Source organism: Leuconostoc fallax (assembly GCF_004354645.1).
In the GTDB taxonomy this organism is placed as follows: domain Bacteria; phylum Bacillota; class Bacilli; order Lactobacillales; family Lactobacillaceae; genus Leuconostoc_B; species Leuconostoc_B fallax.
This window is the reverse complement of the sequence record NZ_PUFI01000007.1, coordinates 91,484-104,822: the sequence shown is the minus strand read 5'-3', so window position 1 is coordinate 104,822 and position 13,339 is coordinate 91,484. Positions and strand designations below refer to the sequence as shown.

Below are 13,339 nucleotides of genomic sequence, written 5' to 3'. Positions count from 1 at the left end.
CCATTCCGAACACAGAAGTTAAGCTCTATAGCGCCAAAAGTAGTTGGAGGATCGCTTCCTGCGAGGATAGGACGATGCGATGCCGTACATAGCAACATGGAGAGAGAAGCGGAGAGGTGTCCGAGTCAGGCTGAAGGAGCATGGTTGGAAACCGTGTAAGCAGTGAGAACTGTTTCGAGGGTTCGAATCCCTTCCTCTCCATAGATATGGAAGTTTAGCTCAGCTGGGAGAGCACCTGCCTTACAAGCAGGGGGTCACAGGTTCGATCCCTGTAACTTCCATTGGTCGCATGGTCTAGTTGGTTAGGACGCCTGCCTGTCACGCAGGAGATCACGGGTTCGAGCCCCGTTGTGACCGCTACTTGTAACATGCTAATAAGTAGTTAATTGAGGTGCAATTCCTTAACATGTTTTTTCAGACCTTATGTGGTCTGTTTTGAAGATATATAGGGATATAGTTTAACGGTAGAATAGCGGTCTCCAAAACCGTTGATGGGGGTTCGATTCCCTCTATCCCTGCCATGGCGGTAGTGGTGAAGTGGTTAACACACTGGTTTGTGGATCCAGCATGCGAGGGTTCGATCCCCTTCTACCGCCCTTATAAAATGGTACGTCTTCGTACCTTAATGCCGTTGTGGCGGAATTGGCAGACGCGCTGGACTCAAAATCCAGTGGTGGCAACACCGTGTGGGTTCGACTCCCACCGACGGCATAGATTGAGGCTCCTATTAGGAGCCTTTTTTGTTACAAATTTTAATGCATGATTTTTCACATAGTGCTACTCTTTATGCTAAAATTAAGATTATGAAAGTTCTAGCATTTGATACAAGTAATCAACCTTTGACCGTTACTTTAGCCGAGGACGATCAGGTTAAATATATATTCACAAGCAACGTAGCCCGTAATCATTCAATTCAATTACTCTCGTCCATTCAAGCAGCAATGCAACATGAGAATTGGCAGTTTGATGAATTAGATAGAATTGTTGTAGCACAGGGACCAGGATCGTTTACAGGTTTACGAATTGGTGTTACTGTTGCTAAAGTTTTGGCTAATACAATTGGTACAGATTTAATTGGCGTTTCTAGTTTAGCTATATTAGCTCAACAAGTAATAAGCCATAAAATAGTAGTACCTCTTTTTAATGCGCGTAATCAAAACGTGTTTGCCGGTGTATATCAAAACGGTATAAATATTAAGCCTGATGAACACCAATCTTTTGCGAATTTATGCCAGTGGTTGAAATCAAATCAACAGCTTGATGATTTGATTTTTGTTGGCGATACAGAACCTTTTAATGATAGTATTCAATCAGAATTTCCTCATGCGGCGGTTTTGACGGCAGAAGAAAGTTTACCTGACGGTAAGGGCATCATTGCACTACAAAAGAACATATTACCAGTTGATGATATCGATACATTTAATCCTAACTATCTTCGAAAAACTCAAGCAGAACTTAATTGGCTGGAGAACCATCCTGGACAGGATGATCCAAATCATTATGTTTTTGAAGTTAAATAAATGGGCGCATCGGCATTCTGATAAATTCCCCGAGTTTATCTCTAAAATTTTTTTGCTACAAGATTATCAGTTTGAATTAAGAGTAGCTGATTTAGATGATATTAAACATTTAATTGCAATCGAAGAAGCGGTTTATTTGGGACAAGCACCTTGGACAACAGATGATTTCTACAATGAGATTATTCGTTATGATGTACGACTATATCTAATTATTAAGAAAAATCAACAAGTTATTGGTTTTGTTGGTGCTGCGTATCAAAGGCCGACGCAAGATATTCATATTACGAATATTGCCATTTTACCGATTTGGCAAAATAAGGGATTGGGTACAATTTTGCTACATGAAATCATAAAAGTAGCTAAAAGAATGCATGTCCAAACGTTAAGTCTGGAGGCTCGTAAATCAAATAACTTAGCAGTGGCTTTGTATGAGCGTTTAGGATTTAAAAAAGTAGGAATAAAGTCACGTTATTATTTAGATAACCGAGAAGATGCTATAAGTATGGAGAAAAAAGTTGAATATCCAAAGAGCAGGCATTGAAGATGTTGAAGCAATCTATCATATTGCTACGGGTGCATTTGGTTCATCACCTTGGCCGATAAAAATCTTCCAACATGAGCTATCATGCATTCGTAATCAATATTTTGTGGCTGAAATTAATCATACAATCGTTGGGTTTATTGGTATGACAACTATTTTAGATGAGGCAGAGATTACGAGTTTAGCGGTCTTGCCAGATTATCAGAAGCAAGGCATTGCCCAAGCCCTAATAGCCCGAGTTTTATCTGTTCCTGATTTAAAACGCATTCTTTTAGAAGTATCGGAACATAATGGTGCGGCACAAGGTTTATACATTAAAAATAGCTTTACAGTTTACAATCGGCGCCGTCATTATTATAAAAATGGCGATGATGCGCTACTGATGGAGAGGAAAATATTGTGACGAGAATTATTGCATTTGAATCTAGTGCAGATGAAACCAGTGTTGCTATTGTCGAAGATGGACATACCGTTTTGAGCAATAGTGTTGCAACACAAATCAACTCGCACCGTCGTTTTGGTGGTATTGTACCAGAAGTTGCAAGTCGACATCATATTGAATGGATTACACGTGTCTTAGATGATGCTTTGAAGCAAGCGGCGCTAACGCCAAAAGATTTAGATGCAGTAGCCGTTACTTATGGTCCAGGGCTTGTTGGTTCGCTCCTAGTCGGCCTGATGGGGGCTAAAACTTTTGCAATGGCGCATCATTTACCTATTGTGCCCGTTAATCACTTGGCTGGACATATTGCTGCTGCTAGATTTGCTGGCAAAGTCGAGTATCCAGCGATGGCTTTAATGGTATCTGGGGGGCATACTGAACTGGTTTTAATGCGCGAAGAAAATGACTTTAAAGTAATAGGTGAAACACGTGATGATGCAGCAGGAGAAAGTTATGATAAGGTCGGTCGCTTACTTGAATTCCCGTATCCAGCAGGGAAAATAATTGATGATTTAGCGCGTAAAAATCAAGCAACAGTAAAATTTCCAACTGCCATGGCGCATGATGATAATTATGATTTCAGCTTTTCAGGTTTGAAAAGTGCTGTGATTAATTATGTTCACAATGCACAGCAACGCGGAGAAAATCTTAACAAAGGCGAGTTGGCAGCGAGCTTTCAAAACGCTGTAGTGGATGCTTTATTAGGTCGAACAAAACGTGCCCTAGAAAACTATCCTGTTAAAACTTTTATTTTAGCAGGTGGTGTCGCTGCAAATCAGCAATTACGTCAGACCTTGACAGCCTTGTTAGAAACATTCCCCGAGACAACGTTTTTGCCCGTGCCAATGCAATATACAGGAGATAATGCCGCTATGATTGGTGCTGCTGGATATTGGAACTATCAGGCAGGTATTTTTGCTGATTTAGACTTAAATACAGATCCAGGATTAGATTTTGACTTGCTAAGCCTTTAATACATTGTGATTCGTTCACTAACTTTATTTTGAATAGCATGGAATATGATATAATAGTAATGCAGAATTTCACAAAGTAATATTGTTGACAATTAAAACAGCGCTTAGCGCTTTTGGAGTAAATGATGACACAACCTAAAATACCGCGGGCAACGGCAAAACGCTTGCCAATATACTACCGCTATTTAACTTTTCTGCATGATGCAGGAACAAACCGTATTTCTTCGGCTGAATTAAGCGATGCCATTAAATTTGACGCTGCTACTATTCGTCGCGACTTTTCGTATTTTGGCGCGTTAGGTAAACGCGGCTATGGATATGATGTTAAAGCATTATTAGATTTTTTTGCTGATGTTTTGGATCAAGATAGTTTGATTAGTGTGGCGCTGATTGGCGTAGGAAACTTGGGTCAAGCATTGCTAAATTTCAACTTCCATCAATCATCCAATGTGCGTATATCAGCTGCATTTGATGTAGATGAAGAACGTGTTGGTAAGATACAAAGCGGTGTGCCAATATATCCGATGGCTGATTTGCAACAGCAGATTAAAGATCAACGTATTAACATTGCAATTTTGACTGTACCACAAGAGGTTGCACAAGAAATTACAGATCAATTAGTGGCATCTGGTATACGTGGTATTTTGAACTTCACACCACTGCGTGTGACCGTGCCAAACAACGTACGTGTTCAGAACGTTGATTTAACGAATGAATTACAAACACTCATATATTTTATTGAGAATTATGGGTCAATTACAACAGGAATTTAAAATGGCCATATTAGATTTAAATGATAAAAATAAAGTAGCAGCATTTCAAGCATTTGTACGTGAACATCCCCGCGGACAAGTGACGCAAGATCCGTTATGGGGAGATCTAAAAGCTAACTGGGGTCATATTTATATTTATCATGAGACAAATGGTGTGATCGATGCTGCCATGGCGGTACTCACAATTGAAGCTGTACCAGGAAAACTTTTAGCTTATTCACCTAAAGGACCGATAGCCGATATTCAAAACGTACAATTGGTAAAGGCTTTGGTTGACGAAGCCGTTGCAGTGTTACCTGAAAACACGTTCTTGATTCGTTTGGACCCTGAGGAACCTTATTCTGATGATCTAAATGAGGCTTACCAGCAAGAAGGTTTTACAACCCGGAACCGACAGATTACATATATGCACGGTAATATCCAGCCCCGTAAGAATGTGGTCCTTTACTATGATGGTCGTGGAGATGCAGACAAAATTGTTGATGAAGACAGTCTCATGAAGCATTTTAAACGTGACTATCGTAACCAAATTCGTCGTTCTGCGCGTGATGGCGTCGTGGTGACGAGTGGAGATAGCCAAGAAGATGTTACTGCCTTCTTTGACACCTATGTTATGATGGCAAAAAGTCAAAATATTACACATAGACCCATTGATTATTTCTTGCGTATGCAAAAATTATGGGCGGGTACGGGTTTGTTCAAAGTTTTCTTAGCGCATTTTGAAGATCAAGTTATCGCTAGTGGTATTGGTTTTGCTTATGGTGATAAAATCTGGTATATGTATGCAGGTTCAAATCGTGCATTTACCAAGCACTATGCACCCTATGCTGTACAATGGGAAATGTTAAAGTGGGGCTTGTCACTGAATAAAGTACGATATGATTTTGGTGGTGTTGGTGACTTTGTACCAAAAGATGGTTTATATAAATTTAAACATGGTTTTGCTTATCATGACGCTCCAGTAGAGTATATTGGCGAGTTAGATTGGGTGCTCGATCAAGAAGCGTATGATCAGTATCTTAAAGGATTTTCAGAGTAAAAAGATTGGTTGAAACCAATCTTTTTTTATTGACTTTTTACAACCAAGTGTTAAACTATAAATTGTAGTTAGCACTTGTGATTAAAGAGTGCTAAAATCATAACAGAATTTTAAGGAGGTGTACATCGTGTTAAAACCATTAGGTGATCGCGTTGTATTGCAAGTTGAAAAAGAAGCAGAGCAAAAAGTTGGTAATATTGTCATTGCTAGTAATGCACAAGAAAAGCCAGTGACTGGTAAGGTAATCGTTGTTAGTACTCAAACTGTTGGGGAATTACAAAAGCCAACTGCCGTATCAGAAGGCGACACTGTTGTATTTGATAAGTACGCTGGTCAAGAAATTCATGTTGAAGGACAAGATTATTTAGTTGTCCATGAAAAAGATATTATTGCAGTTATCTAATTTTATGAGTCAGGGAGGAAAGTATTAGTACAATTAACTTAGCAGTGACTAATACATAATAATGATGGCAAAAGAATTGAAGTTTTCTGAAGATGCACGCGCAAAGATGAAGGCAGGGGTCGACAAGCTTGCCGATACAGTTAAAACAACGATTGGTCCGAAGGGCCGCAACGTTGTTTTGGAACAATCCTATGGCACACCAACGATTACTAATGATGGTGTAACAATTGCCAAGGCAATTGAATTGGAAGATCACTTTGAGGATATGGGCGCTAAGTTAGTTGCTGAAGTGGCCTCAAAGACAAATGACATTGCTGGTGATGGTACAACCACAGCAACTGTTCTTGCACAAGCTATTGTTGGCGAAGGTTTGAAGAATGTTACGGCAGGTGCTAACCCTGTAGGTATCCGTACAGGTATTGAAAAAGCAACGGCAGCAGCTGTTGCTAAGTTGCATGAATTATCACACCAGGTATCAACTAAAGAAGAAATTGCACAAGTTGCATCAATCTCAGCTGCTAATGAAGAAGTTGGTCAATTGATTGCTGAAGCAATGGATAAAGTTGGTAATGACGGTGTGATTACCATTGAAGAATCAAAGGGTATTGAGACAACATTGGATGTTGTTGAAGGTATGCAATTTGATCGTGGTTACATGTCACAATATATGGTGACAGATAACGACAAGATGGAAGCAAATTTGGATAATCCTTACATCTTGATTACTGATAAGAAGATTGGTAACATTCAAGACATCTTACCTGTATTGCAAAGTGTTGTTGAACAAGGTCGTGCATTATTGATTATTGCTGACGACATTACAGGTGAAGCTTTGCCTACACTTGTTTTGAACAAGATGCGTGGTACTTTCAATGTTGTAGCAGTCAAGGCGCCAGGATTTGGTGACCGTCGTAAGGCACAACTTGAAGATATTGCTGTATTGACTGGTGGAACAGTTGTAACAGATGATCTTGGTTTGAACCTCAAGGATGTGACAATTGAACAATTAGGTCAAGCAGTGAAGGTTAATATTACTAAGGATAATACAACAATCGTTGAAGGTTCTGGTGATAAGGCAACATTGGCTTCTCGTGTTGACCAAATCAAGCAACAAATTGCTGAAACAACAAGTGATTTTGATCGTGAAAAGTTACAAGAGCGTTTGGCTAAGTTAGCTGGTGGTGTTGCTGTTGTGAATGTTGGTGCAGCCACAGAAACAGAGTTAAAGGAACGCAAGTACCGTATTGAAGATGCTTTGAACGCAACGCGTGCAGCTGTTGAAGAAGGATTCGTTGCTGGTGGTGGAACGGCATTGGTAAATGCTATTGCAGCTGTTGATGCTTTGTCAGAAACAGGCGACGTCCAAACTGGTATCAATACAGTGAAGAAGGCATTAGAAGCACCAGTACGTCAAATTGCTGAAAACGCTGGTTTTGAAGGATCTGTTATTATCAACAAGTTAAAAGAGCAAAAGCCTGGATTTGGGTACAATGCAGCTACGAATGAATGGGTAGACATGATTTCAGCTGGAATTGTTGATCCAACGAAGGTAACGCGTTCTGCTTTGCAAAATGCAGCATCCGTCTCAGCATTATTGTTGACAACAGAAGCTGTAGTCGCTGATAAGCCTGATGAAAAGGCAAATGGTGGCGATGCAGCAGCTCAAGCAGCAGCCATGGGCGGCATGATGTAAGCTATTTAAGGTGATTTAAGATGTTTAAAACGTTTATAGTATGGATTTAGCATATTATAAACGTTTTTTTATATCCAATTAGTCAGAAAAAGCAAATATTATAGTATTGAAATATGATACAATGGGTAAAAAAGAATGGCGAGATTACTTTATGACAACATATAATTTTTCTGCTGGACCTAGTAGTTTGCCAACAGAAGTTATGACACAAATAACTCAAGAATTGACAAAAAATCAAGCAACACATATGTCAATATTAGAAATATCACATAGAACGCCTCAGTTCGAAAATATACTTGATGAAGCAAAAGCATCGCTCAAATCATTATTGGATTTGCCAGATAATTATAAGGTAATGTTCTTATCAGGTGGCGGTACAACACAGTTTGAAATGGTACCCATGAATTTAGCGACACGGCTAAAAAAGATTGCAATTTTAGATTCGGGTAATTTTGCACATAAGCCTATTGGTGCCGCAGAAGCCCTAAATGTTACAGTTGATGTTCCAGGTACAACACGGTCAATCAAGTATCGTGAATTACCACATTTGCCTGCTCAATTTGATGATACACAGTATGACTATGTCCATTTAGTGACGAACAATACAATTGAAGGCACAACGTATCACCAAGAAGATATTCCTGACGTACAGCACTTAGTGGCTGATATGTCATCCAATATTTTGGCTGAACCCTATGATTTCAAAAAGTTTGATTTGATTTTTGCTGGTGCACAAAAAAATTTGGGGATTGCTGGCATTACATTAGCTATTGTTAATCAAGATTGGCTAGATGAACAAGACTTATCACATTTGGCACCCATGCAAAAGTATCAAACGGCTATTGATAAAGATTCAATGTATAATACGCCACCGGTTTTTGCAATTTACGTCTTAAACTTAGTTCTCAAGTGGATTGAACAATCCGGTGGTATTGCAGGGCTTTACGAAAAAAACCAAAGAAAAGCGCACAAATTGTACGACTATTTAGATCATTCCTCATTCTTTGATGCCATGGTGACGGGTAAAGAACGGTCGTTGACGAATGTTGTCTTTACATCTGGTGATGCAAAGCGGGATGCACAAATTGCACAAAAGGCGTCTCAAGCTGGTTTTTATAACTTGGCGGGTCATCGTAGTGTGGGTGGCTTTAGAGCCTCCTTGTATAACGCTCAGCCTGAACAAGCAGTAGATGATTTAATTGCGTATTTGAAAAATGTGGAGATGGAATATTTAAATGACTAATATAAAAACATATAATGCAATTTCGCCAATGGGACTCAATTACCTTACAGAGCAGGGGTATACGATTAATGGTGATGAAGCACCCAAAGGTATTTTGTTGAGATCGCAAGATATGCATCAAGAGACAATTCCTGATACTGTTCGTGCTTTGGTTCGTGCTGGTGCTGGGTTTAATAATATTCCAGTAGATGATTTGACGCAAAGGGGTATTGCGGTATTTAATACACCTGGTGGTAATGCGAATGCGGTTAAGGAGCTCACAATTGCGGCTTTGATTATGGCTGCACGACCCGTTGTAGCAGCTATTGACTTTGCTAACAAAACGCGTGGTGGGGATGTGTCATTACGCACCGAAACCAACAAAGGTGGTTACCGTGGTACTGAATTATCAGGTAAAACATTGGGTGTGATTGGATTAGGTAATGTCGGCTCAAAGGTGGCCAACACAGCGTTGGCGTTAGACATGGAAGTCATTGGGTATGACCCAGGTCTGGATGCGACAACGGCATGGCGCGTTGATCGCCACATTGGGCATGCACGTAATGTAGAAGAAGTTTTGCAAAAAGCAGATTATGTGACAGTTCATATTCCGCTGAATGCAGATAATAAGCACTTTATTGATGCTGAAAAAATAGCACAGTTAAAGCCAGAAGCAGCCTTGTTGAATTTCTCTCGTGGCGGTATTGTGGATGATGCTGCAGCTAAGGCAGCCTTGGATGCTGATCAGCTACGCATGTATATTACGGATTTTGCTGATGCTGTATTATTTGATAATCCTAAAACGATTATTACACCACATATTGGTGGTTCAACAATTGAGGCGGAAGATACATCAGCTTTGATGGCGGCTAAGCAACTTGACCATTACTTAACAACGGGTAATGTGGTTAATTCTGTGAATTTGCCATCAATCGATGAACCTTTTAGAACAAAGTATCGTGTTTCGATTATTCATCGTAATGTACCGACAATGTTGAGTCAAATTGCTAATTTCTTTGGTGATCACGGTATCAACATTGAACAACTATCTAATCGTGCTAAAAACAATATTGCTTATACATTAATTTCATTGAATGCATTAACTGATGAAGAATGGCAATTGATTCATGAGCGTTTTGACCAAGTGGATGATATTTTCCAAACACGTGTTTTAAAAAATAATCAAGATTAAAATCAAAAAATAACGATTAGCTTCTGGCTAATCGTTATTTTTTATATATTATTGATTATGCAAGTGTTGCTTGATACCAATCGAGAACTTGTTTAGGATTCAAACGCTCTCCGTGTCCAATTCGATCAATCTCTTGACCATTCTCAAATAGAATGAATGAAGGCAATCCTTTTAAATTATATTTTTTAGCGACTTCGATATTGTCATCACGATCGGCGTCAAACCAATTGGCTGTTTTAACAACTTCTGTTTTAATGTCTTGCACAAAAGGTTTAATAGCACGGCAATCGCCACACCATTCAGTTGATAAAAAGATAAGATTACGTCCAGAACGGTTGATAATTTCTTCTAAAAATTGGTCAGAATGACTCGTTGGTTCGTACATATGCAATACCTCACTAGTTTATTTTGTATAACATACAATTACTAGTATTCTAACATATTTTGATAAAATATCTGATGATATCACTTACATTATAAAAGCTTTATTAGAAAAATGAAGTTATTCTATTAAAATCATTGACTTTTATTGATAGAAACAGTATCTTATTTAATAACAAAACGTTGAAGAGATAAGTACCGTTGCGTTAATCAATAGAGAGCCTGTGTATGGTGAAAACAGGTGTTTGATATTCGGGAAAATGGTCTTGGAGTTGATATAAGGAGACGAGTAGGCGGCAATGGTGTCATTGTGCGCATGAGTTGAATTCGGTAGTACCCGTTATCGTGCAGAGTATACTGGTAGGAATTGATATCAATGATCTTAAAGCGTACTTAATGAGGTATAACATGTGAATGCTATATAAATACCGGGTGGTTACACGATGCGCGTCCCGCAGTCTATTAGATTAGACTGCGGTTTTTTTATTGTCTAATTGATGAGTAAAGAAGGTGATGATTTTAAAAATAGAAATGATGGCATTATCTAATAACACATGCGGATCTATTTCAACGAATTTAACATTTATTGTTAACGAAAGAGGTAATAATTATGCAACAAATACAACAGAAATTAAATTATAAGTTTGATCATGTTGGGTCATATCTACGTCCAGAGCGCCTTAAAAGAGCCCGCGAGCAATGGGATAAAAGTAAAATTTCGCGTGAAGCACTATTAAAAATACAGCGTGAGGAAATAAGTGAAGTTGTGTCGCAACAGGTTAAGGATGGGCTTAAAGCGGTGACAGATGGCGAGTTTAATCGATCTTGGTGGCATTTAGATTTCTTATGGGGCTTAAATGGATTTGAAGCTTTTGAGCAACAGGACTCTTATAAGTTCCACGGTGAGAAAACACGTACAACAAATGTCCGTATTGTGGATAAAATTTCAGCAAATCCAAACCACCCATTTTACGAGGACTTTAAGTATTTAAAATCGATCATACCTGATGATGTTGAAGCAAAAGTTACCATTCCATCCCCAAGTTTGATTATTAATCGTGATCATCGCTCGGATAATGCGCTAAAATACTACGATTCATGGCAAGCATTTTTAGATGCTTTGGCACAAACTTATCACGATACATTACAACACTTTTATGATTTGGGTGCGCGTTATATTCAGTTGGATGACACGACATGGGGATACCTAATTGCCAAATTTAATGAAACAGCTGATGATGTGCAAGCACAAGCAAAATATCGACAGCTTGCATTAGATGATGTTTATGTCATTAACAAGATATTAGTTGGCTTGCCAGATGATTTAAAAGTATCAACTCATATTTGTCGTGGTAACTTTAAATCAACTTATCTCTTTTCTGGTGGTTATGATACGGTGGCACCTTATCTAGGGCAATTAAATTATGATGCTTTCTTTTTAGAATATGACAATGAGCGTTCGGGTGGTTTTGAACCTTTGTCTGAAATTTGGCATAATAGGCATCAAGTGGAAATTGTTTTGGGACTTGTTACCAGCAAATCAGCAGATTTAGAATCTGTTGATGATATTGTGGCGAGAATTGATGAAGCGAGTCAGTTCGTACCTAAAAGCAATTTAGCATTATCGACACAATGTGGCTTTTCATCTACTGAAGAAGGTAATATTTTGACTATTCCAGATCAATGGCAAAAGCTAGCGCTGATTAAACGTATTGCAGATCAGTATCTAAATGAAAATACTGCAAATTAATTTATTAGAAATCGAGAAAAATGGCAGAGAATACGCAATTAAAACGAGCAATGTCGGAGCGACAAGTTCGTATGATAGGGTTAGCTAGTGGTATTGGTACGGGATTATTCTTATCCTCGGGTTATACAATTCATACTGCTGGCGCGTTTGGTACAATTTTAGCCTATACAGTTGGTGCAATTTTAGTTTATTTGATTATGCTGAGCTTAGCAGAATTATCTATTGCCATGCCAGTAACAGGCTCTTTTCATTATTATGCACAAAAATTGATTGGCCCGGCAACAGGGTTCCTTGTGGCCATTTCTTATTGGTTAACATGGACGGTGGCATTGGGATCAGAGTTTACAGCCATTGGTATTGTCATGCAAAGATGGTTTCCAACCGTTCCAGCATGGGTATTTTCAGCCATCTTTATTGTTATCATCTTTTTGAGTAATCTCTTTTCTGTCAAAGTATTCGGTGAAAGCGAATATTGGTTAGCTAGTATCAAGGTTGTGGCTATTATTGCCTTCTTATTATTAGGCAGTATGGTGCTACTAGGTTGGTTACATGTTAGTGGGGATGTCCATCCTGGTTTTGATAATATTTTCAGTCATGGGTTATTCCCTAATGGCATTGGGCAAGTGTTTACGACAATGCTAGCCGTGAACTTTGCTTTTAGTGGAACAGAACTAATGGGTGTCACAGCAGGAGAAGCCAAAAATCCTGAAAAGGCAATACCAAGTGCAATTAAAGCAGTCTGGTGGCGTCAAGTCATTTTCTTTATTGGGAGTATCACAATCTTGGCAGCGATTTTACCTTATCAAAAAGCGGGCGTGACAGAAAGTCCATTTGTTGCTGTATTTAATATGATTGGTATTCCATATGCCGCTGATGTGATGAATTTTGTTATTATAACGGGTATATTATCAATGGCCAATTCTGGCTTGTATGCTTCAACACGCATGTTGTGGTCACTAAGTCACGAAAAATTGATCCATCCAATATTTGAAAAAACGAATAAGCAGGGGATACCGGTATGGGCTTTATTAGCTAGTTTAGCTGGTGGCTTATTAGCCTTATTATCTAGCTTTGTGGCGGCTGGTGCGCTCTATTTGAACTTGGTAGCAGTATCAGGGTTAGCTGTTGTCTTTGTTTGGATTGCAATTGCATGGTCTCATTATAAATATAGCCAGCAACTTAAAAACCAGGGTCGTCAAAAAGATTTACGCTATCCGAAATGGGCCTATCCATTATTGCCTTTGGCTGGGTTTATCGGTGCTAGTCTTTCTGTTATCTTAACAATATTTGATCCACAGCAGCGACCTGCTTTATTGTGGTCTGTGCCTTTTGTTGGACTGGTCTATGCATATTATTTCGTCCGATTTAAATGGTTACCAATACTGAAAAAGAAGTCAACGGAGGTTTAA

Annotated in this window: 13 protein-coding genes, 6 tRNA genes and 1 rRNA gene; 19 read left to right on the top strand and 1 reads right to left on the bottom strand. The window is 38.9% G+C overall.

Annotation, left to right across the window (positions count from 1 at the left end; genetic code table 11):
• From rrf to C5L23_RS02685, 17 genes are all read left to right on the top strand, one after another.
• Nucleotides 1-83 (top strand): 5S ribosomal RNA (gene rrf, locus C5L23_RS08680); the annotation flags it as partial.
• Between the two features lie 27 nt (nucleotides 84-110).
• Nucleotides 111-201: transfer RNA gene (locus C5L23_RS02760), tRNA-Ser, on the top strand.
• A gap of 7 nt (nucleotides 202-208) precedes the next feature.
• Nucleotides 209-281: transfer RNA gene (locus tag C5L23_RS02755), tRNA-Val, on the top strand.
• Between the two features lie 2 nt (nucleotides 282-283).
• Nucleotides 284-357 (top strand) — tRNA-Asp (locus C5L23_RS02750).
• A 90-nt stretch (nucleotides 358-447) separates the two neighbouring features.
• A tRNA-Trp gene (locus C5L23_RS02745) sits at nucleotides 448-521 on the top strand.
• A gap of 2 nt (nucleotides 522-523) precedes the next feature.
• Nucleotides 524-596 (top strand) — tRNA-His (locus C5L23_RS02740).
• A gap of 31 nt (nucleotides 597-627) precedes the next feature.
• A tRNA-Leu gene (locus tag C5L23_RS02735) sits at nucleotides 628-711 on the top strand.
• A 92-nt stretch (nucleotides 712-803) separates the two neighbouring features.
• On the top strand, nucleotides 804-1,520 hold the full coding sequence (tsaB, locus tag C5L23_RS02730) for a tRNA (adenosine(37)-N6)-threonylcarbamoyltransferase complex dimerization subunit type 1 TsaB (RefSeq protein ID WP_029508680.1): 717 nt from the start codon (nucleotides 804-806) through the stop codon (nucleotides 1,518-1,520).
• The gene (gene rimI / locus C5L23_RS02725; RefSeq protein WP_133264257.1) at nucleotides 1,501-2,061 is read left to right on the top strand and encodes a ribosomal protein S18-alanine N-acetyltransferase; all 561 of its coding nucleotides are present in this window, start codon (nucleotides 1,501-1,503) and stop codon (nucleotides 2,059-2,061) included. Before tsaB ends, rimI (C5L23_RS02725) begins: the two co-directional genes overlap by 20 nt.
• On the top strand, nucleotides 2,036-2,464 hold the full coding sequence (rimI, locus tag C5L23_RS02720) for a ribosomal protein S18-alanine N-acetyltransferase (protein ID WP_010008070.1): 429 nt from the start codon (nucleotides 2,036-2,038) through the stop codon (nucleotides 2,462-2,464). Before rimI (C5L23_RS02725) ends, rimI (C5L23_RS02720) begins: the two co-directional genes overlap by 26 nt.
• The gene (gene tsaD, locus C5L23_RS02715; protein WP_010008071.1) at nucleotides 2,461-3,477 is read left to right on the top strand and encodes a tRNA (adenosine(37)-N6)-threonylcarbamoyltransferase complex transferase subunit TsaD; all 1,017 of its coding nucleotides are present in this window, start codon (nucleotides 2,461-2,463) and stop codon (nucleotides 3,475-3,477) included. Before rimI (C5L23_RS02720) ends, tsaD begins: the two co-directional genes overlap by 4 nt.
• 125 nt (nucleotides 3,478-3,602) lie before the next feature.
• Entirely contained in the window at nucleotides 3,603-4,250 is a 648-nt protein-coding gene (locus C5L23_RS02710; protein WP_010008072.1) for a redox-sensing transcriptional repressor Rex, read from the top strand.
• A gap of 1 nt (nucleotide 4,251) precedes the next feature.
• A complete protein-coding gene (locus C5L23_RS02705) occupies nucleotides 4,252-5,289 on the top strand; it encodes a lipid II:glycine glycyltransferase FemX (RefSeq protein ID WP_029508682.1) in 1,038 nt (345 codons plus the stop codon).
• Nucleotides 5,290-5,416: 127 nt separating this feature from the next.
• Complete coding sequence (locus C5L23_RS02700; RefSeq protein ID WP_010008074.1) at nucleotides 5,417-5,692, top strand: co-chaperone GroES; 276 nt, start codon at nucleotides 5,417-5,419, stop codon at nucleotides 5,690-5,692.
• A 64-nt stretch (nucleotides 5,693-5,756) separates the two neighbouring features.
• On the top strand, nucleotides 5,757-7,385 hold the full coding sequence (gene groL, locus C5L23_RS02695) for a chaperonin GroEL (RefSeq protein ID WP_029508683.1): 1,629 nt from the start codon (nucleotides 5,757-5,759) through the stop codon (nucleotides 7,383-7,385).
• A gap of 151 nt (nucleotides 7,386-7,536) precedes the next feature.
• Nucleotides 7,537-8,628: a 3-phosphoserine/phosphohydroxythreonine transaminase gene (serC, locus tag C5L23_RS02690; RefSeq protein ID WP_133264259.1), complete on the top strand. Its 1,092-nt coding sequence runs from the start codon at nucleotides 7,537-7,539 to the stop codon at nucleotides 8,626-8,628.
• The gene (locus C5L23_RS02685; RefSeq protein WP_010008078.1) at nucleotides 8,621-9,799 is read left to right on the top strand and encodes a 3-phosphoglycerate dehydrogenase family protein; all 1,179 of its coding nucleotides are present in this window, start codon (nucleotides 8,621-8,623) and stop codon (nucleotides 9,797-9,799) included. The genes serC and C5L23_RS02685 overlap by 8 nt, the downstream gene beginning before the upstream one ends.
• 55 nt (nucleotides 9,800-9,854) lie before the next feature.
• On the opposite strand, the gene C5L23_RS02680 is transcribed toward C5L23_RS02685, so the two are convergent.
• Nucleotides 9,855-10,184, bottom strand: coding sequence for a thioredoxin family protein (locus C5L23_RS02680; protein WP_010008080.1), 330 nt, complete (start codon nucleotides 10,182-10,184; stop codon nucleotides 9,855-9,857).
• Between the two features lie 606 nt (nucleotides 10,185-10,790).
• On the opposite strand from C5L23_RS02680, the gene C5L23_RS02675 reads away from it, so the two are divergent.
• On the top strand, nucleotides 10,791-11,930 hold the full coding sequence (locus tag C5L23_RS02675; protein WP_133264256.1) for a vitamin B12 independent methionine synthase: 1,140 nt from the start codon (nucleotides 10,791-10,793) through the stop codon (nucleotides 11,928-11,930).
• 20 nt (nucleotides 11,931-11,950) lie between these two features.
• Complete coding sequence (locus C5L23_RS02670; protein WP_133264255.1) at nucleotides 11,951-13,339, top strand: amino acid permease; 1,389 nt, start codon at nucleotides 11,951-11,953, stop codon at nucleotides 13,337-13,339.

Bases quoted from the DNA above. Each gene is read 5' to 3' on its own strand.
- groL (WP_029508683.1), top strand. From the start codon at position 5,757: ATGGCAAAAGAATTGAAGTTTTCTGAAGATGCACGCGCAAAGATGAAG.
- serC (WP_133264259.1), top strand. From the start codon at position 7,537: ATGACAACATATAATTTTTCTGCTGGACCTAGTAGTTTGCCAACAGAA.
- C5L23_RS02670 (WP_133264255.1), top strand. From the start codon at position 11,951: ATGGCAGAGAATACGCAATTAAAACGAGCAATGTCGGAGCGACAAGTT.
- C5L23_RS02705 (WP_029508682.1), top strand. From the start codon at position 4,252: ATGGCCATATTAGATTTAAATGATAAAAATAAAGTAGCAGCATTTCAA.
- C5L23_RS02710 (WP_010008072.1), top strand. From the start codon at position 3,603: ATGACACAACCTAAAATACCGCGGGCAACGGCAAAACGCTTGCCAATA.
- C5L23_RS02675 (WP_133264256.1), top strand. From the start codon at position 10,791: ATGCAACAAATACAACAGAAATTAAATTATAAGTTTGATCATGTTGGG.
- tsaB (WP_029508680.1), top strand. From the start codon at position 804: ATGAAAGTTCTAGCATTTGATACAAGTAATCAACCTTTGACCGTTACT.
- C5L23_RS02680 (WP_010008080.1), bottom strand. From the start codon at position 10,184: ATGTACGAACCAACGAGTCATTCTGACCAATTTTTAGAAGAAATTATC.
- rimI (WP_133264257.1), top strand. From the start codon at position 1,501: ATGTTTTTGAAGTTAAATAAATGGGCGCATCGGCATTCTGATAAATTC.
- C5L23_RS02685 (WP_010008078.1), top strand. From the start codon at position 8,621: ATGACTAATATAAAAACATATAATGCAATTTCGCCAATGGGACTCAAT.